This is a genomic window from Microbacterium sp. AG790 (assembly GCF_003634765.1).
Taxonomy (GTDB): domain Bacteria; phylum Actinomycetota; class Actinomycetes; order Actinomycetales; family Microbacteriaceae; genus Microbacterium.
The window spans coordinates 500,753-517,955 of record NZ_RBWZ01000007.1 but is presented as its reverse complement, the minus strand read 5'-3'; the positions used below and the strand labels follow the sequence as shown (position 1 = coordinate 517,955).

At 67.1% G+C, this 17,203-nt stretch carries 14 protein-coding genes; 5 read left to right on the top strand and 9 right to left on the bottom strand.

Annotated elements, in window-relative coordinates; translation table 11 throughout:
• Nucleotides 1–497 precede the first annotated feature (497 nt).
• A complete protein-coding gene (locus DEU37_RS07875; protein ID WP_121190007.1) occupies nucleotides 498–2,297 on the top strand; it encodes an ATP-binding protein in 1,800 nt (599 codons plus the stop codon).
• A 576-nt stretch (nucleotides 2,298–2,873) separates the two neighbouring features.
• Here DEU37_RS07875 and DEU37_RS15165 read toward each other — a convergent pair.
• From DEU37_RS15165 to dnaB, 3 genes are all read right to left on the bottom strand, one after another.
• Nucleotides 2,874–3,332, bottom strand: coding sequence for an ASCH domain-containing protein (locus DEU37_RS15165; protein WP_396652195.1), 459 nt, complete (start codon nucleotides 3,330–3,332; stop codon nucleotides 2,874–2,876).
• On the bottom strand, nucleotides 3,329–5,371 hold the full coding sequence (locus tag DEU37_RS07870; RefSeq protein ID WP_121190006.1) for a GNAT family N-acetyltransferase: 2,043 nt from the start codon (nucleotides 5,369–5,371) through the stop codon (nucleotides 3,329–3,331). Before DEU37_RS07870 ends, DEU37_RS15165 begins: the two co-directional genes overlap by 4 nt.
• 256 nt (nucleotides 5,372–5,627) lie before the next feature.
• Nucleotides 5,628–7,010, bottom strand: a complete 1,383-nt coding sequence (gene dnaB / locus DEU37_RS07865; RefSeq protein ID WP_121190005.1) for a replicative DNA helicase — start codon at nucleotides 7,008–7,010, stop codon at nucleotides 5,628–5,630.
• A 455-nt stretch (nucleotides 7,011–7,465) separates the two neighbouring features.
• Between dnaB and DEU37_RS07860 the strand changes: the two genes are divergently transcribed.
• Together DEU37_RS07860 and DEU37_RS07855 are read left to right on the top strand one after the other, a co-directional pair.
• Nucleotides 7,466–8,389: a hypothetical protein gene (locus DEU37_RS07860; protein ID WP_121190004.1), complete on the top strand. Its 924-nt coding sequence runs from the start codon at nucleotides 7,466–7,468 to the stop codon at nucleotides 8,387–8,389.
• Nucleotides 8,390–8,472: 83 nt separating this feature from the next.
• On the top strand, nucleotides 8,473–9,597 hold the full coding sequence (locus DEU37_RS07855; RefSeq protein ID WP_121190003.1) for a hypothetical protein: 1,125 nt from the start codon (nucleotides 8,473–8,475) through the stop codon (nucleotides 9,595–9,597).
• Between the two features lie 164 nt (nucleotides 9,598–9,761).
• On the opposite strand, the gene rplI is transcribed toward DEU37_RS07855, so the two are convergent.
• The 4 genes from rplI to rpsF all read right to left on the bottom strand — a co-directional run bounded on the left by rplI (nucleotide 9,762) and on the right by rpsF (nucleotide 11,433).
• The gene (rplI, locus tag DEU37_RS07850) at nucleotides 9,762–10,214 is read right to left on the bottom strand and encodes a 50S ribosomal protein L9 (protein WP_016463860.1); all 453 of its coding nucleotides are present in this window, start codon (nucleotides 10,212–10,214) and stop codon (nucleotides 9,762–9,764) included.
• A gap of 12 nt (nucleotides 10,215–10,226) precedes the next feature.
• A complete protein-coding gene (rpsR, locus tag DEU37_RS07845) occupies nucleotides 10,227–10,481 on the bottom strand; it encodes a 30S ribosomal protein S18 (RefSeq protein ID WP_005054609.1) in 255 nt (84 codons plus the stop codon).
• A gap of 101 nt (nucleotides 10,482–10,582) precedes the next feature.
• Nucleotides 10,583–11,089 carry a single-stranded DNA-binding protein gene (locus DEU37_RS07840; RefSeq protein ID WP_005054611.1) on the bottom strand — a complete coding sequence of 169 codons (507 nt, stop codon included), beginning with the start codon at nucleotides 11,087–11,089 and terminating at the stop codon, nucleotides 10,583–10,585.
• Nucleotides 11,090–11,094: 5 nt separating this feature from the next.
• Entirely contained in the window at nucleotides 11,095–11,433 is a 339-nt protein-coding gene (gene rpsF / locus DEU37_RS07835; protein WP_036282987.1) for a 30S ribosomal protein S6, read from the bottom strand.
• Nucleotides 11,434–11,628: 195 nt separating this feature from the next.
• On the opposite strand from rpsF, the gene DEU37_RS07830 reads away from it, so the two are divergent.
• On the top strand, nucleotides 11,629–13,194 hold the full coding sequence (locus DEU37_RS07830; protein WP_121190002.1) for an MFS transporter: 1,566 nt from the start codon (nucleotides 11,629–11,631) through the stop codon (nucleotides 13,192–13,194).
• Between the two features lie 25 nt (nucleotides 13,195–13,219).
• Nucleotides 13,220–14,398, top strand: coding sequence for a hypothetical protein (locus DEU37_RS07825; RefSeq protein WP_121190001.1), 1,179 nt, complete (start codon nucleotides 13,220–13,222; stop codon nucleotides 14,396–14,398).
• A gap of 136 nt (nucleotides 14,399–14,534) precedes the next feature.
• On the opposite strand, the gene DEU37_RS07820 is transcribed toward DEU37_RS07825, so the two are convergent.
• Nucleotides 14,535–16,196: an ABC transporter ATP-binding protein gene (locus tag DEU37_RS07820; RefSeq protein WP_121190000.1), complete on the bottom strand. Its 1,662-nt coding sequence runs from the start codon at nucleotides 16,194–16,196 to the stop codon at nucleotides 14,535–14,537.
• On the bottom strand, nucleotides 16,196–17,200 hold the full coding sequence (locus DEU37_RS07815; RefSeq protein ID WP_121189999.1) for an ABC transporter permease: 1,005 nt from the start codon (nucleotides 17,198–17,200) through the stop codon (nucleotides 16,196–16,198). Before DEU37_RS07815 ends, DEU37_RS07820 begins: the two co-directional genes overlap by 1 nt.
• Nucleotides 17,201–17,203: the final 3 nt, after the last annotated feature.

Below are 17,203 nucleotides of genomic sequence, written 5' to 3'. Positions count from 1 at the left end.
CCTCAGCCCCGTGGAGTTCGAACGACTTCACATCCCCGCCGCAACCGCGGCATGATCAACACAAACAACCCGTCCGGAAAAGCGGGTCAGGCTCCACGCAAGTCGCCCAGCTGATTCTTGTAACAGTGGACTCCTAGCCATGACGAGTCGAGTGGCCACTCGCGTTCGTTCGAGAGCGGTCGGAGACAGCCGCCGGCTCGGCTTCTTCTCAGACGATTACTCGAGGGTCTACGCGCTGATCCTCAAACGGGCAGGTCAGAATCCGGTCATCGATTCGTTCGATGGTTACCCCGCCGCCGAAGGTTCTGGGCAGAGGAGCTTGATCCGCTTCGCCTCAGAGGACGGCCTCAGTTCGGGGGTTTGCGGGCTGGTCTTGCCACCCTTGATCTCGGCCGGCGATGGGTGCGTCGCGCGGCGGGCATTCAGTCGCCACAGGGCTGGGCTGGGCCGCTATATTCTGAGCCAGTGAGTTCGATCCGCCCTAAAGGGGGTACGAAGTGAGACTCGTCTTCAATCGTGTAAGCGGCACCATCCGTGAAGCCGTAACGCTCGAGGACCTTCCTAGGTTTACGGTGATCTCTGGGCCGAATGGATCCGGCAAGTCGAATCTGCTCACCGCAATCTTGGACGGGTCTCTCGCGGTGGATGGACTACCTGTCGTCCACCCTGGGCAGCAGCAACAGGGCGTTCGATTGTTCCGCCTCGCAGAGCTCGTTCCCTTCGCCGATGGCGCGCAGTCACCTGCCGCATACCGTGAGCGTTACGTGCAAGCGTTCCAGCAGTTCGACAACTACCGACTGAATCTTCGGCAGCCCCACAGCGGTGTTCCTGAGTCCGCGTGGGCCGAAACTCTCCAACGCGCGACCACTCAGAACCGATGGGTCTCCGAAGCAGCACTCCAGATCCTCATAGACCGCTCAGGCCACTCCATCTTGGACCTGGAACTTGACGACTTCCGCGAACATCACCCTCTGATCGACGGCGTGCGCGACCCATTCACTATCAGCGCGACCGAGATCTTCCTCTCTTACCACGACCGGTACAACCGGAATCGGTTTGAGCAGTGGCGCGTTGATCAAGGAGACGAGGGCCTTTCGCCGCTGACGCAGGAGCAGTTTGTAGCAAACTATGGGCCGGCCCCGTGGGACCTCCTTGATGAAACCCTTGCCCTCATTGGCCTTGGGTACAAATTCGTACCTCCGCAAGGAATCGAAGACTCTCTCAGCTACGTAGCTCGGCTCAAACATCTCGAAAGCGGCGATCTCGTGCTCACCGATCAGCTCTCGAGTGGCGAGAAGACTCTTCTAACAGTCGCACTCACTCTCTTTACGGGCGAGCGTCTCGATCGATCTATCGAGATGCCAAAAGTGCTGTTGCTCGACGAAGCAGATGCGAGCCTCCACCCGATGATGATCCGAAGCTTGCTCAACGTAATAGTGGAACTATTCTGCGATCGCTACGGAGTAGACGTCATTCTCACCACGCACTCACCCACCACCGTGGCGCTCGCACCTGAGTCTGCTCTTTTCGTCATGAGGCGGGTCAACTCGCCCCGCTTGATCAAGGCGACCCGTGACGAGGCGCTCGCCAGTCTGATCGTCGGTCTCCCGACTCTCAGCGTGAGCATTGACAACCGTCGACAGGTGTTCGTTGAGAGCGAAGACGACGAGAACTGTTATCAGGCGATATATGACCTGCTAAGAAGGGAACTAGCCTCACCCATATCGCTACATTTCATCGCTTCCGGGCGCGGTGGTCAAGGCAATTCAGACGCCGTACTTCGGCTCGTAGCCCAACTCCGCGCGTCAGGCAATGACAGGGTGAGCGGGATCGTAGATCGGGACACCCGAGGCGGAGCACCGGAGGGCGTTTACTACTGTGAGCGCAGGTACGCGATTGAGAACCTAGTTCTCGATCCGCTCGGAGTTGGTGTGCATCTCCTGCGCCGCGGAATACTGAGCGGTCAGGAGGTCGGCGATGACTCGCTTCGCCACTTCCAAGTTGACGGAGGGATCGCACAGAACGTCGTTCACGCGGTGACACAGCGAGTCCTCGGCCCGGGAGGCCCGCATGAGCAGGTCAGTTATGTCGGTGGGTTCAGCTGTCAGGTTCCGACTGAGTGGCTGAATCGCAGAGGCCACGATCTCGAAGCTGCGATCGTCTCCGCGTTCCCAGGTCTCAACCAGGAGGGGCGTGGCCTGAGGCGTCGACTTATCGAATCGGCATACGGAGACGTACCAACATGCATACCGAGCGACGTCGTCGAACTCCTTAATGAGCTCCTTCTTGGCGCGTAACCGGCTCAGACCACCGGCTAGTTTGCTGGACTCTGACGGCACAGCGAGCGACAGCACGGCCTACGCAATCTCCCCCTGCTCACCCACGAAGGGGAAACCGGCCATGTCAGACGCCAGTCCCATGTCGGCGTTGATGGCTTTGGGTTCGCCCGATACCGATCACCCTCCGCGATGTTCTGCTCGAGAGCCTTCGACCGAAGGGAGGACATCGCAACCATCGTTCGAGACCGGTCGACGGCCGGGCCGAGCACGCCAGACTCCCCGGTGGCGGCGGCGCGGATTGGTGTGGGTCTCGACGAACTGTGAAAGTCAATCCTGATCTCGTCCTGCGGTGAGGACTCCCTGGAATGCGCGAGTGTGATTCAGCCATGCAGCCTCCCGCCACCCAGCTCCGTTCAGTGGACGCTCTTGTGCACGGTGGAGGGCGTCGATCCCGCGGTCCTAAGCGGCGAGCTTCAATACTCAGTGGTGGTCGGTCGAGCATCCCCATACGAGGATTGCGCGGTCGCGGGGCGCGCTCGTGCGCTGGGTATGGCTCGGGCCACGGGCCGAGAGTGTGTGGCGAGCAGATCTGTGCTATGCACCAGCTACGGAGTATGACAAGCCGAGTGGTTCCCGCGCGCGTATTGTCTCTAGGAGCCCAATGTGTTCGTCTGTCAGGTAGCGGAAGCTCTGAGGTGCTTCGATCCCTAAATGCAGTCGCAGATCCCGCAGGGGTACCGGGTGCCTCCATCGGCGTACGTCGTTGATGCGCAGGATGGCGGCGGCCTCGAGGTCTGAGAGGTATTCGCCGAGCGCGGTCTTTTCGATATCGATCTGATCCTGGTAAAGAGTCCAGACTCGATCAGCACTTGGACGGTCGATCACGTCGAGCTGTGCTGTGCCGAGGACAGCCCTATCGGGCGTGCTCGAATAGAGATATAGCGTCGTCCCGGGAGGTTGATGCGGAAACCTGCGGCGGACCTCCGCGGTCTTAGTGCCAGCCAAGATCGCGCGGGCGTACCGGGGCCGCAGGGACAGTAGAACGGCAGTCATCGTACTCCAAGCTGCTTTCGACGGAGGATGTTGTCGAAGAATTGCGGCTCGACGCGACGGATCGACATGATGGGGTGCCTCACGCTGTGTTTCCTCATCAACTCCTCGAGCTCGTGCCCACCTACAGGATGCTCCAATATCTCAGTGTCTTCGAACCGTACGACACTGACCATGCCATCGCGGGAAGCCGCGCCCTCGACGTGCCGGAGTGTGAAGACGCCCACATGCGCATTCGCCTGATGAGCCGCTGCGGCGGGCATGCGATCGACGCTGAGTGTCCGCGAGTAGGCCATCACTTTGCGGACAGTTCCGCCGCGGTCGCTAGTGACGTACCACAGGATGCGCGACCCTTGCTCGGGCACAGGTCTGCTGGACCCGCTGTAGTAGACATGCTCTCTCGAGAGACCGAGACCACGTTTCCGGTCACTCCACAATGCACCGCGATCGATGCCGAACAGGAGCTCTGCAAACCCAGGTTGGACAGGAATCACGTATGTGGGAACGTTGAGATCGAGGAGCACCAATGGCCACAGTCGGTGTTCCAGGTCGCGCACAACCCGCAAGTCAGGCTCACCATCAACAATCGGTACGTCGTACTCTGCCGCGGCGGCGCGATCATCGACCACCGTAGCGCGCGGCGGTTCGGTCCCAATATAGCCGTCTTCGGCTAGAGCCGCATCGACAACTGGACCTCGTTGATCATCGGTAACTTCGACCGTGGTCAGCCCGTTCTGTCGGGCAGTCGAACGCAGGTGCCGCGCCAGCTGTAATGCGATCGTCGTGGACAACTCGCCACGCGCCCCCCGAAGGATGGAGACCTCCAGAACATGTCCATTCCTCGCCTCCGCGACCAGCGCGAACAGGCGACCCGATGGATCCGACAGCACTCTCGTTGTCGTCGGGTGCTGCGAGATCGCGGAGCGCATCCGGCGGATGAGCGCTGATGCCCGCTCGTGCCTCTCGTGCGTGACGAATTTGGATGCGAGCTGGTCCATGGGCCAGTCGGATGCAGGGCTCCATTCGAGATCTAGCGACTCGATAAGGCGAGACCGGAACGTCGGAAGATCCAAGCGACCGAGCATTTCGGCCACGATTTCATGCGGCCGGACGACTCGCACGCCGTCGGCGTCCGACAGGACACTCATTGCGGCCCGGATGAAGTTCTCGTCGTTCGTCACGAGGAACGATGCTCCAGCAGTGATCGCGTCTGCGAGGTGACAGAAATCGTTACGCAGTGACTCGTCGTCGCGGAGCGCCGCGTCGCCGATTTTTTCGAGCAGCCGCTTCAGCAAGGTGTCATCGTCAGCGCGAGTCGACCTAAGTCTCGTGAGCTCTTGCGACCGCTCCCGTTGCAGCTCGCGTTCGGCGCGATCCGAGATTGCATTGAGCTCGACGTCGACACGGGGCGACACAACGGGAACGATCGCAGCCTGCAGCCAGCCCGCGAGCAGGCCGAGCGACGACTCTCGATCAGGGCGGATCACACTCGCCGAAGCATAGAGATCCGACACTACGTTTGTGTCATACGAGACAAGCGGGAGCCCGGCACCCATCGCGGCCTCTTCGAGCAGGTCCAGAGCGCCAAGCGGTCTCCACCATGCGCAAAGAATCGATCCTCGTACTGCCCGCCCCGCCTTCTCGCCCCGCGGCGCAAGGCCCGCGGACTCCCAGAAGCGGTCTAGACCCTCGTAGTCCCGCCGGCAATACGCGAGCACTCCAGTAGCGCCCGGGTTACGACCAATGGCTGCGTCAATCAGCGCCTTCCCCGCCCCCAGGCCACGTGCTTCGGCAGCGACGCAAACATGCACAAGCTTGATATGGCCCGCCTTGGGTAGGTCGTAGAGGCAATAGCCGACCACGGAGCCGCCTAATCTAGCCGCTATCAGCGTACGTTTGCGGAGGCGGTCAGCGAACGCGGAATCGGGAAGAAACCCCAACGTTGTGCTGTGAGTCTTCGCCAATCGGAGTATCTGACGCCAGTCTTCTAGGTGCACCACGGCGGGTTCGAGGTGTTCGACCTTGAGGTCAGAGCTGGGCATAGTTCATGCTTAATGGACTCCGCAGAGGCACTGCAGGACCGGCACGCTGATGACGAAGAACGCCCGCGCGAAATCGCCACGTTTCCTCAGACGGGCAATTGCAACTGTGCCGAGGGCGAAGCACCCGTCCCCTACGTGCGGTCGATGCGATCTCGGCGTGGAAGCGATACCTATGCAGGTCTCAATCGCCTAAATGTCCAAATGGCCACAGGGTGGGCATCACCTGCGAAATGGACAACTCCAAGAAAACCCACAACTACCCGAAGTCCCCCGGGGCCATGTCGGTGAAGCGCGAGAAGTGGCCCTGGAAGGCGACGGTGATCGTGTCGGTGGGGCCGTTACGGTGCTTGGCGACGATCAGGTCGGCCTCGCCGGCGCGGGGGCTGTCCTTCTCGTAGGCGGCCTCGCGGTGCAGCAGCACCACCATGTCGGCATCCTGCTCGATCGAGCCCGACTCACGCAGGTCGCTCAGGGCGGGCTTCTTGTCGGCGCGCTGCTCGGGACCACGGTTCAGCTGTGACAGTGCGATCACCGGCACCTGCAGCTCCTTCGCCAGAAGCTTCAGCGCACGCGAGAACTCCGAAACTTCCTGCTGACGGCTCTCGACGCGCTTGCCCGACGTCATGAGCTGCAGGTAGTCGATGATGACCATCTTCAGACCCACGCGCTGCTTGAGCTTGCGGCACTTCGCACGGATCTCGACGAGCGTCATGTTCGGGCTGTCGTCGATGTACAGCGGCGCGTCGTTGATGCGACCGCGGGTCGCGGCGATGGTCGTCCAGTCGCGCGAATCCAGCGTGCCTTTTCGCATGCTCTGCAGCGGAATCGCACCCTCGGCGCTCATCAGACGCATCGCGATCTCGCTGCGACCCATTTCGAGCGAGAACACGATCGTCGGCTGCTGCGCCTTGATCGCCGCCGCGCGAGCGAAGTCGAGCGCGAGCGTCGACTTACCCATGGCCGGACGCGCCGCGATGATGATCATCTGCCCGGGGTGCAGACCGTTGGTCAGCTGGTCGAGCCCGGCGAAGCCGGTGGGGATGCCGGTCATCTGACCGTCCCGGCCGCGCGCAGCCTCGATCTCCTCGACCGCGGCATCCACGGCGATCTGCAGCGGCACGTAGTCTTCGGCCTGCTCCGCACCGGTGACCGAGTAGATCTCCGCCTGCGCGTTGTTGACCAGGTCGAGCGCATCGCCCTGGCCGTTGTAGCCCATCTGCACGATGCGCGTGCCGGCCTCGACCAGCCTGCGCAGCAACGCGCGCTCGCGCACGATCGACGCGTAGTAGGCGGCGTTCGCCGCCGTCGGAACGATCGAGGTGAGCGAGTGCAGGTAGTCGGCACCACCCGAACGCTGCAGGTCACCGGTCTTGATGAGCTCGTCGGTGACGGCGACGACATCGGTGGGCTCGCCGTGCGAGTAGAGCGAGAGGATCGCTTCGAAGATCAACTCGTGCTTGGGCACGTAGAAGTCGGTGCCGCGCAGCGCCTCGATGACGTCGGCGACGGCATCGCTCGACAGCAGCATGCCGCCCAGCGTGCTCTGCTCGGCGAGCATGTCGTGCGGAGGGGTCCTCTCGGGACCGCGCTTCTCGATGGGTCCCCCGAAGCGGTCTTCGGAGATGTCCGCGATCGACATGCAGCTCCTCTTCACACGCTCGATGACCGGCCCCCTCGCGAGGCCACACGCCACGTTAGGGACGGGTTCCGACAGCCGCAAACGTGCCTGTGGATAACTCTGTGGAGTATCTGCGCGAAACGCCGGAGACCCTGTGCACAGTGCCTGTGGAAACAGACCCCCGTTCCTCAAGATTTGCTCTCGGAAAGTACCTCTGATCAGGGCCTGCTTCTTTCACACCCTGTGGATTCACAATGTGGTTGAAGTGCCGCTTGAAGGTTCGGTTCTCGGATGAGGGTTGGGGACAACCATGGGGATGAATGCGATGTTGTCAAGTCGAGATCACGTTCCGGCGCGTCGGATTTCGCGCACATAGGGTCTAGACAGGAACGGCCCCTCGGCGTATGTTCATGGGTCCAGGCACACCATGACGGCTCCGGCCGACATTTCCGACACATCGTCGTGGGAGGTGAACCATGGCAACGATCGCAGTCCCCCCGCTGCGCCGCGGAAGTAGCACACGGCGATGGGCCCTCCTGGGCGCCGCCGGTGCCGGAGCCGCGCTGGCCTGGTTCACCCTCTCGCTCTTCGCCGCACCCTCGGCCCACGCGGCAGACGATGCCGACACCCCCCTCGGATCGGTGGTCGGCGGCATCTCCAGCTCGCTGTCGACCGTGACCGCCCCCGTCCTCGAGCCGGTCGCCGACATCCTCACTCCCGTCGCACACGCGGTCGCGCCCGCGGTAGACGTCGTCGCCCCATCGCTCGGCGACCTGGTCTCGTCGGCGTCGCCCGTCCTCGAGCCTCTGGCCCCCGTCGGCGACGTCGTCGCCCCGGTCGGCGCCGTTCTCGGCGACACCGTCGGCCAGCTCGCCCCTGTGCTCGCGCCGGTCACCGGCGCTCTCCAGCCCGTGGTGGATGCCGCGGCCCCCGTCACCGGCGCCGTGAGCGCCCTCCCGGTGGTCGACCACCTCGTCCCCCCGGTTTCCGGGGTGGTCCCGCCACTCGGCGGTGCGGCATCCGCCCTCGATCCCTCGGCCATCGCGCCTCAGATCCTCGGCGCCGCGGTCGCCGGCGCCTGGGAACAGGTCACGGGCCAGGTCGCGGGAGCCTCCCGCGGCATCTCCGCCGCCTTCGTCTCCGCAACCGCACTCACCGGCGCCGCGACGGGATTCTCGTCGCCCTCCGGCGGCCCGGCCGGTCCTGCCGCGCCGTTCTCCGCTCTCACCCTCGAATCGACGACGTTGATCTCGAGCGGTTCCGGCTTCAGCTTCGGCGCCAGCGCCGTGCTCGCCTTCGCCGTGTTCGCCGCATCCTGTGCCTGGATGCTGCGACGCACGTCGACCGGCGAACACGGGCTCCCCGCGCCGTTCTTCGACACCGACGTCTCTCCCGACTGACGGGGGTTCGGCCGCGCCTTTCTGCGGCACGTTCCCGCGCGCTCTCGCGCGCACAACCCCCCGAATTCTCAGGAGAGATCATCGTGAACACCACCATCAAGCGCGCCCTGTGGGGCACGCTCCTCGCCGGAGGCATCACCCTCCTCGGCGCAACCGTCGCTCAGGCGGCGGAAACCACGGGCGACGACGGTCTGCTGTCGGGCACCCAGGGCCTCATCTCGGTGCAGGCTCCCATCACCGTCGCGGGCACCGGACTGTCGGTGCTCGGCGACGCGACCAGCAGCAACGCGCAGACCGCTCAGCCCTCGATCAGCGTCGGTAACGACGGCGCCGCGACCGACGGCTCCGCCGGCTCCGGTTCGGGTACCCAGGCGCTCGTCGACGTCGTCCTGCCGGTGACGCTCGGCGGAGATGCCGTGTCGGTTCTCGGCGACGCGGAGAGCACGGATGCCGGCACCACCGCCCCGGCGGCGGTCTCTGCCGACGCCGGGGCACCCGCGGATGCCGGCGCGCCGAGCACGGGCGGATCCGACAGCATCCTGGGCGGTACCCAGGGCGTCGTGGATGTCGCCGCCCCCGTGACCGTGAGCGGCAATGCCATCTCGGTGCTCGGCGACGCCGACAGCACGAAGGCGACCACCACGACCGGCACCGGCACCGCGGCGGGCGCCGACGGCTCGACCACCGACGGCGCCGACGGCATCCTCGGCGGCACCCAGGTGCTCGCGCCCGTCGCCGCACCGGTCACCGCCGGCGGCAATGCCATCTCCGTTCTCGGTGACGCCGACAGCAGCAACGCGGCGACCACGAACGCCGCGGGCACCGGCGGCACCGGCGGCTCGACCACCGGCGGCGCCACCACCAGTGGGCTGGGCGGCATCCTCGGCGGCACTCAGCTGGCGGTACCGGTGACCGCACCGATCACGCTCGGCGGCAACGCCATCGCGGTCGTCGGCGACGCCACGACCAGCGAACCCACGACGGGCACCACGCCCACCACCCCGACCACACCCACCACGCCCACGACACCGGTCACGACCGGGGGCGGCGCCACGGGTGGCATCGTCGGCATGGCGGCCGCCGTGGGGCCCGTGAAGACGCTCGCACAGACGGGCGGCGTGCTCAGCGCGCTGCCGCTGCTGGCGGGACTGCTCGCGGTCGCACTGGGGGTGATGCTCACCCTGCGCCGCAACGCCCGCGCAGAGTGACCTCCGACCGGAGGGTCGGCGACCGTGCCTGGCGCCGGCCCCCGCACCGTCAGGGCGTAAACGACGGATGCCGTGACCTCACCTTGGGGGAGGTCACGGCATCCGTGCTGCGTTTCGACGAGGCGCTGCGCGCCTCGCTCAACGACCGGGAAACCCGGCGGGTCTTACTTGGCGGCGACCACCTGGAGGGTGATCACAGCGGTGAGGTCGTCGCGCAGACGCACGGTCGCCTCGTGCTCACCGACGGCCTTGATGGGCGCGGTGATGTGGATCTTGCGCTTGTCGAGGTCACCGAGACCGGCAGCCTTGACGGCGTCGGCCACATCGGCGGTCTTGACCGAACCGAAGAGGCGGCCTTCCTTGCCGGCCTTGACCGACAGCTTGACCTTGTTCGACTCAAGGGTGTCCTTGAGCGCGACGGCCTCTTCGTGGTCGTGGATCGCGCGCGACTCGCGGGCGGCGCGGATCGACGCCACCTGCTTCTCGCCACCGCGGGTCCACGCCACAGCGAAGCCCTGAGGGATGAGGTAGTTACGGGCGTACCCGTTCTTGACCTCGATGACGTCGCCGGCGCTTCCGAGCCCGGCAACCTCGTTCGTGAGAATCAGCTTTGCCATGATGGGTGCTCCTTAGCGGCCAGCGCCGGCGTAAGGCAGGAGCGCCATTTCGCGCGCGTTCTTGATCGCCTTGGCGATCAGACGCTGCTCCTGCACCGAGACACCGGTGATACGACGGGCGCGGATCTTGCCGCGCTCCGAGATGAACTTGCGAAGCGTTGCGACGTCCTTGTAGTCGATGACGCCGACGCGGATCGCCTTCGCGGGAGCGGCGTTCTTCGCGCCCTTCCGCGGCTTACGGCGATCGCCGGTAGCCTTTCCAGCCATTGTTTTCCTTAGGTGTGTGCGGATGCCGAGGCATCCAAGATTTTCTGCGTGAGGGTGTCGACTCGGCCCTGCGGGCCTCGCTCAACCCCCGGCGGCGACGATCAGAACGGAGTGTCGTCGCCGTAGGCGCCGGGTGCGCTCCAGGCGTCGGGGGCAGCAGAGCCGGGAGTGGCCCACGGCTCCTCCTGCTGCACCTGCTGCTGCGGACGCGACTGCTGGCCGCCTCCGAAGTTGCCTCCGCCGGACGCGGCACGCGTGACCTGAGCCGTGGCATACCGCAGCGAGGGGCCGATCTCGTCGACCTCCAGCTCGATCGCGGTCCGGTTGTTGCCCTCGCGGTCCTGGTAGGAACGCTGCTTCAACCGACCGGTCGCGATGACACGGGAACCCTTCGTCAGCGAACCAGCGACGTGCTCGGCGAACTCGCGCCACACCGACGCGCGGAGGAACAGCGCTTCGCCGTCCTTCCACTCGTTGGCCTGACGGTCGAAGTTACGCGGCGTCGACGCGATCGTGAAGTTCGCGACGGGCAGGCCGTTCTGCGTGTAGCGCAGCTCGGGGTCTGCCGTGAGGTTTCCCACGACGGTGATGACGGTCTCGCCGGCCATCGTCCTTACGCCTTCGCTGCCTTGCGGGCGGCCTTGGCCTCGGCGCGCTCCTTCTCGGCGGCGACCTGAGCGATCGCCTCCTCGGCACGCAGGACCTTGGTACGCATGATCTGCTCGTTCAGCTTGAGCTGACGGTCGAGCTCCTGCGTGGCCTCGCTCGTGGCGGTGAAGTTGACGACGGCGTAGATGCCCTCGTTCTTCTTCTGGATCTCGTACGCCAGGCGACGCTTGCCCCAGACGTCGACGTTCTCGATGGAGCCACCGTCTGCGGTGATCACCTTGAGGAACCCGTCGAGCTTGGGGGCGACCTGACGCTCGTCGATCTCGGGGTCGAGGATGACCATGAGCTCGTACTGGTGTGAGTGCGTCACTAACCCACCTCCTTCGGACTAGAACGGATGCCGGGCATTTCCCGGCATCAGGAGGGTTGATGCACGTGCCCGAGCGTTGTTCCGGAACGGAACGCAGACGGGCAACCACAACAGTCTACCCGACGACCGCTACGCTCTTGGACGACGGGGGCGACGGAAGGACGGTGGATGCCGGGCACGCACGTTCCCGCGCGCGCAGGCGTGGTCCTGACCGCGCTGCTGATGGCCGCAGCGGTCTGCAATCTGACCACCGGCGGCGCCAGCGTCGCCCTGCCCGACATCGCCGGCACCTTCGACGCCCCCCAGACGACACTCAACCTCGTTGCGCTCGGCACGGGCCTCGGACTCGCGATGACCGTGCTGTACGCCGGCGCCCTCGGCGACCGCTACGGTCGGGTGCGACTGCTGTGCATCGGGCTGATCGGCCTGCTCATCGCCGGCACCGCGGCAAGCTTCGCCCCGACGATCGAGTTCCTCATGGGCGCGCGCGTGCTCACCGGCATCGCGGCCGGCTGCGCGTTTCCGACGACCCTCGCCCTCATCACCGCCCTCTGGGCCGAGGGGCCGGCGCGCGTCCGCGCGATCGCCCTGTGGACGGCGACCGGCGCCGTGGCCACGGTCGCCGGTTCGGTGATCTCGGGTGCGCTCGTCGTCGCGTTCGGCTGGCGCATCGCCCTGCTGCTGCCCGTGCCGGTCGCCGCCGCCGCCCTCCTCATCGCCGCTCGGGCGATCCCCCGCGGTGTGGAGGAGTCGGTCGAGCCGGTCGATCATCTCGGCGGCATCCTGTCGGTCGCCGCCGTGGCCGCACTGGTGCTCGGACTCGGGGTCGTCTTCGCCCCGGGGGAGACGGGCGCGGGGGCGGGCCTGCTCGTCGCGGCGGCGGTGCTGATCGCCGCTTTCGCGGCACGCCAGCTGCGCGTCGCGGCACCCCTCTACGACCTGTCGATCGCGCGGCGACGCCTGTTCTGGGTGCCGGCCGTCGCGGGAACCCTCGCGTTCGGCGCGCTCGTGGGGGCGATGTTCGTGGGCCAGCAGTACCTGCAGAACATCCTCGGCTACGACGCGCTGCAGGCGGGCATCGCGCTCATCCCTGCCGCGATCGCGCTGCTCGTATGCGCACCGCTGGCAGCGATCCTCGTCGAACGCGGCACGCGGACGGCGATGATCGTCGGCTACATCGTGCTCATCGCCGCCTTCGGCACGATGCTCGCATGGAACGAAACCACGCCGCCGGTCGTCGTCGGCCTCGCGTTCGCGCTGGTCGGCGGGGGAGCCTCGTTCGTGATGACCGCGGCATCCCGCTCCCTGACCAGCAGCACCCCGGTGCGCCGCGCGGGCATGGCCTCGGCGACCAGCGACCTGCAGACCGACCTCGGCGGCGCCGTGATGCAGGCGCTGCTCGGCGCCGTGCTCGCCGGCGGGTTCTCCCACGTGTTCGCCGGCCTCATCGCCGCCTCTCCCGAGGCCGCGTCTGTCTCCGACGACGTCACCCGCGCCCTCCAGGCGTCGTACGCGTCGGCCGCCCACGTGGCCGCCAACAACCCCGCCGCCGCTGCGCAGATCCTCGAGGCGGCACGGTTGAGCTTCGTCGACGGCGCCTGGGCGGCGTACCTCGTCGGGGGCGTCGCCCTCGTGCTGGGACTGATCGTGGTGGCCGTCGGGCTTCCGACCGTCGCCGTCGAGAAAGAGTTGCGAGGCCGTTATCGCGACGAGGACGCTCTGACGGCGCCCTGAAAGCTCGCCCGGGTAGCGTGACGATATGAGCACGCCCGCGGCATCCTCAGCCTTCGACGCGCGCCCGCTCATCGAGCCCGCCGACCCGGCGTCCGTGCGCGCATACGCGCGCGATCTGCGCGCGAGCGGACGGGTACCGGCGTCGAACATCGCCTCGCGCGCCGTCTTCGCCGTGCTCGCCGGGGTGACCGTTCTGTTCCTCTTCGGCTCGACGGTGATCGGCGTCCTGGGCGGCATGATGACGGCATCCGGGGGGTTCTCGCCGTTCATGATCGCGCCGATCCTCGTGGCGGTCGGGGTCGTCGCGGTGCTCGCGACCGCTCTGGTGCGCATGTTCGGCGCCCGCAGGGGCGAGCGGTGGTGGCGCCTCGACCGCTTCGCCCGGGCCAACGCCATGACGTGGTACCCGTCGGTGCCGAACCCGCCACTGCCGGGAATGGTGTTCGGCCTCGGACACGGCCGCGTCGCGAGCGACGTCGTCCGCGGCGAGCGGCCGCGCTTCGTCGAGTTCGGCAACTACGTGTACCGCACGGGGTCGGGCAAGAACGAGTCGACGCATCGGTGGGGCTACGTCGCCGTCAAGCTGTCGACCCCGCTGCCGAACATCGTGCTGGATGCCGTCGGCAACAACAGCCTGTTCGGCTCCAACCTGCCGGCCGCGCTCGAGGGGTCCCAGCGGCTGAGCCTGGAGGGCGACTTCGACCGTTCCTTCACCCTGTACTGCCCGTCCGGCTACGAGGCAGACGCGCTCTACCTCTTCACGCCCGACATCATGGCGCGATTCGTCGACCACGCTGCCGCCCTCGACGTCGAGATCGTCGACGACTGGCTCTTCCTCTACGCCACGCGCGAGGCGTCGACGCTCGACCCCGCCACCTGGGCATGGCTGTTCTCCGTCGTCGCGGCGCTGCTCGACAAGCTGGCGCAGTGGGAGCGCTGGCGCGACGAGCGCCTGGCCCCGTCCGCGCTCGACCCCGCCGCCGTCGTCGGCGACCCGGCGGGCGAGGCCGGGGGCTCGGCGAGTCTGCCGTTCGCGGCACCGACGGCATCCCTCCGCCCGCCGCCCGGCGTCGCACCCGAGGGCCGGCGGCTGCGACGCCGGGTGCCGTGGGCCGCGATCATCGTGATCGGCGCCGCACTGCTGCTGATGCTGTTCGGCCCGCTGGGCGTGTTCGCGTCGATCATCGAGAATCTGTCGAACTGACACCCGCCGTTGCACGTGAAACGGTGTGCGGCGCCGGTGAGGCAACGGCGAGGGCGGCATACGCGGCATCCACCTCTTCCGGGCAGCCCGCAGCGCAGCGCCGCGGGGCCGCAGCGCCGCGGGCGGGCGGGTTGGCTCAGCCGCGTGCGGCGCGCCAGGCCTCGCGGCGTGCGGCCTGCTCCACCGGATCGGGCACCGGCAGTGACGCGATGAGCTTGCGGGTGTAGTCGTCCTGGGGGTCGCCGAGCACGCGCGCGGTCGGTCCGGTCTCGGCGATCGTGCCCTTGTGCAGCACCACGACCCGGTGGGCGAGCATGTCGACCACCGCGAGATCGTGGGTGATGAACAGGGTCGCGAACCCGAACCTCTCCTGCAGCTCGCCGAACAGTTCCAGCACGCGTGCCTGCACCGACACGTCGAGCGCGCTCGTGGGCTCGTCGGCGATGAGCAGCTTCGGGTCGAGGGCGAGGCCGCGGGCGAGCGATGCCCGCTGGCGCTGTCCGCCCGACAGCTCGTGCGGGAAGCGGTCGCCGAACGCCTTCGGCAGCTGCACGGCCTCGAGCAGCTCGTCGACGCGGTCGCGGGCATCCGCGGCATCCCGAGCGCCGCCGTGCACGACCAACGGCTCGGCGACGTTCTGCGCGATCGTCAGCAGCGGGTTGAAGCTCGTCGCCGGATCCTGGAACACGAACCCGAGGTCCTTGCGGTGGGGCCGGAACGTGCGCTCCTTGACCCCGTTCATCTCGACGCCGAGCACCCGCAGCGAGCCGCCGGTCACGGGTGTGAGCCCGGCGATCGCACGGCCGATCGTCGTCTTTCCCGATCCGCTTTCGCCGACCAGGCCCACGACCTCGCCCGGCGCGATCGAGAAGCTCACGCGGTCGACGGCACGGAAGCCGGCACGACGCAGACGCCCGGCGTACTCGATGACGAGATCCTCCGCCACCACGACCGGCGCCGCCTCGGCCACTCCCGCCGGCAGCTGCCGGTCGACGATCTCCAGGCGCGGCACGGCGGCCAGCAGGCGCTTCGTGTAGTCGTTCTGCGGGGCGGCGAACAGCTCCAGGGCGGGCGCCGTTTCGACGACCTCGCCATTCAGCATGACCGCGACGCGGTCGGCGAGGTCGGCCACGACGCCCATGTTGTGCGTGATCAGCACGATCGCGGTGCCGTCTTCGTCGCGCAGGCGCCGCAGCAGATCGAGGATCTCGGCCTGCACCGTGACGTCGAGCGCCGTGGTCGGCTCGTCGGCGATGATCACGGTCGGATCGAGCGCCAGCGCCGTGGCGATGACGATGCGCTGCTTCTGCCCGCCGGAGAACTGGTGCGGGTAGTCGTCGACGCGCCGCTCGGGATCGGGGATGCCGACACGGCCGAGCATCTCGATCGCGCGCTCGCGCGCCTGCTTCTTCGAGTACTTCCCGTGGGCGCGCAGACCCTCGGCCAGCTGCCAGCCCACTGTGAAGACAGGGTTCAGGGCGGTCGAAGGCTCCTGGAAGATCATCGCCGCTTTGGTGCCGCGCACCCGGCGCATCGCCTCGCGGTCGAGGCCGATGACATCGGTGCCGTCGAGCACGACGGCACCCTGCGTCAGCGCCGTCTCGGGGAGCAGGCCCAGGATGCTGCGGGCGGTGACCGTCTTGCCGCTGCCCGACTCGCCGACGATCGCGAGCACCTCGCCGGGGCGCACGTCCAGGCTCACACCGCGCACGGCGTGCACGTCGCCACCGTCGGTCGCGAAGGTGACGTCCAGGTCACGGATGTCGACGGCGCGTGCGTCGGAAGAGGCCGCAGCCATCACTCCACCTCTCCCATCATCTCGCGGGACGCCGGCTGGCTCGCCGCGACGGCATCCGCCGGTGTCGGTGTCTTCTTCGCCGACCCCGCCCGCCGCCGCGCGCGCAGGCGCGGGTCGGCGAGGTCGTTGAGGCTCTCGCCGATCAGCGTGATGCCCAGCACCGTCAGCACGATCGCGAGCCCCGGGGGAACCGCGGTCCACCAGATGCCCGCGGCGACGTCGCTGATCGACTTGTTGAGGTCGTAACCCCACTCGGCGGCCACGGTCGGCTGGATGCCGAAGCCGAGGAAGCCGAGAGCGGCGAGGGTGGCGATGGCCTCCGACGCGTTGAGGGTCACGATCAACGGCAGCGTGCGCGTGGAGTTGCGCAGCACGTGGCGGAACATGATGCGCGGCGTCGAGGCACCGATCACCTTCGCCGATTCGACGAAGGCCTCCGTCTTCACCCGCACCACCTCGGCGCGCACGACCCGGAAGTACTGCGGGATGAACACGACGGTGATGGATGCCGCGGCCGCCATGATCCCGGGCCACAGCCCGGACTGCCCGTTGTTGATCGCGATGGCCACGACGATCGCGAGCAGCAGCGTCGGGAACGCGTAGATCGCGTCGGCGACGACGACCAACGCACGGTCGACCCAGCCGCCGAGGTAGCCGGAGACGAGACCCAGCAGGATGCCGACGAAAACCGACATCGCGATCGCGACGATCACGACCATCAGCGCGGTCTGGGCGCCCCAGATGACGCGCGACAGCACGTCGTAGCCGCCGACCGTCGTGCCGAGCAGGTGCGCCGCGCTCGGCTGCTGCTGCGCGCCGAAGTTGCCGTCGGGTCCGTCGAGCTGGGCGTAGCCGTAGGGGGCGATGAGCGGCGCGAAGATCGCGCAGAACACGAAGATGCCGGTCAGCACGAGGCCGGCGACGAGCATGCCGCGCTGCAGGCCGACGCTCTGGCGCAGCTGGTGGATGACCGGCATCCGGTCGATGAGGCGAGGTTTCGTCATGTC

Coding starts and splice junctions, on each gene's coding strand:
- DEU37_RS15165 (WP_396652195.1), bottom strand. CDS start 3,332: ATGACTGCCGTTCTACTGTCCCTGCGGCCCCGGTACGCCCGCGCGATC.
- DEU37_RS07870 (WP_121190006.1), bottom strand. CDS start 5,371: ATGCCCAGCTCTGACCTCAAGGTCGAACACCTCGAACCCGCCGTGGTG.
- dnaB (WP_121190005.1), bottom strand. CDS start 7,010: ATGTCGATCGCGGACATCTCCGAAGACCGCTTCGGGGGACCCATCGAG.
- DEU37_RS07860 (WP_121190004.1), top strand. CDS start 7,466: ATGGCAACGATCGCAGTCCCCCCGCTGCGCCGCGGAAGTAGCACACGG.
- rplI (WP_016463860.1), bottom strand. CDS start 10,214: ATGGCAAAGCTGATTCTCACGAACGAGGTTGCCGGGCTCGGAAGCGCC.
- rpsR (WP_005054609.1), bottom strand. CDS start 10,481: ATGGCTGGAAAGGCTACCGGCGATCGCCGTAAGCCGCGGAAGGGCGCG.
- DEU37_RS07840 (WP_005054611.1), bottom strand. CDS start 11,089: ATGGCCGGCGAGACCGTCATCACCGTCGTGGGAAACCTCACGGCAGAC.
- rpsF (WP_036282987.1), bottom strand. CDS start 11,433: ATGGTCATCCTCGACCCCGAGATCGACGAGCGTCAGGTCGCCCCCAAG.
- DEU37_RS07830 (WP_121190002.1), top strand. CDS start 11,629: ATGCCGGGCACGCACGTTCCCGCGCGCGCAGGCGTGGTCCTGACCGCG.
- DEU37_RS07825 (WP_121190001.1), top strand. CDS start 13,220: ATGAGCACGCCCGCGGCATCCTCAGCCTTCGACGCGCGCCCGCTCATC.
- DEU37_RS07820 (WP_121190000.1), bottom strand. CDS start 16,196: ATGGCTGCGGCCTCTTCCGACGCACGCGCCGTCGACATCCGTGACCTG.
- DEU37_RS07815 (WP_121189999.1), bottom strand. CDS start 17,200: ATGACGAAACCTCGCCTCATCGACCGGATGCCGGTCATCCACCAGCTG.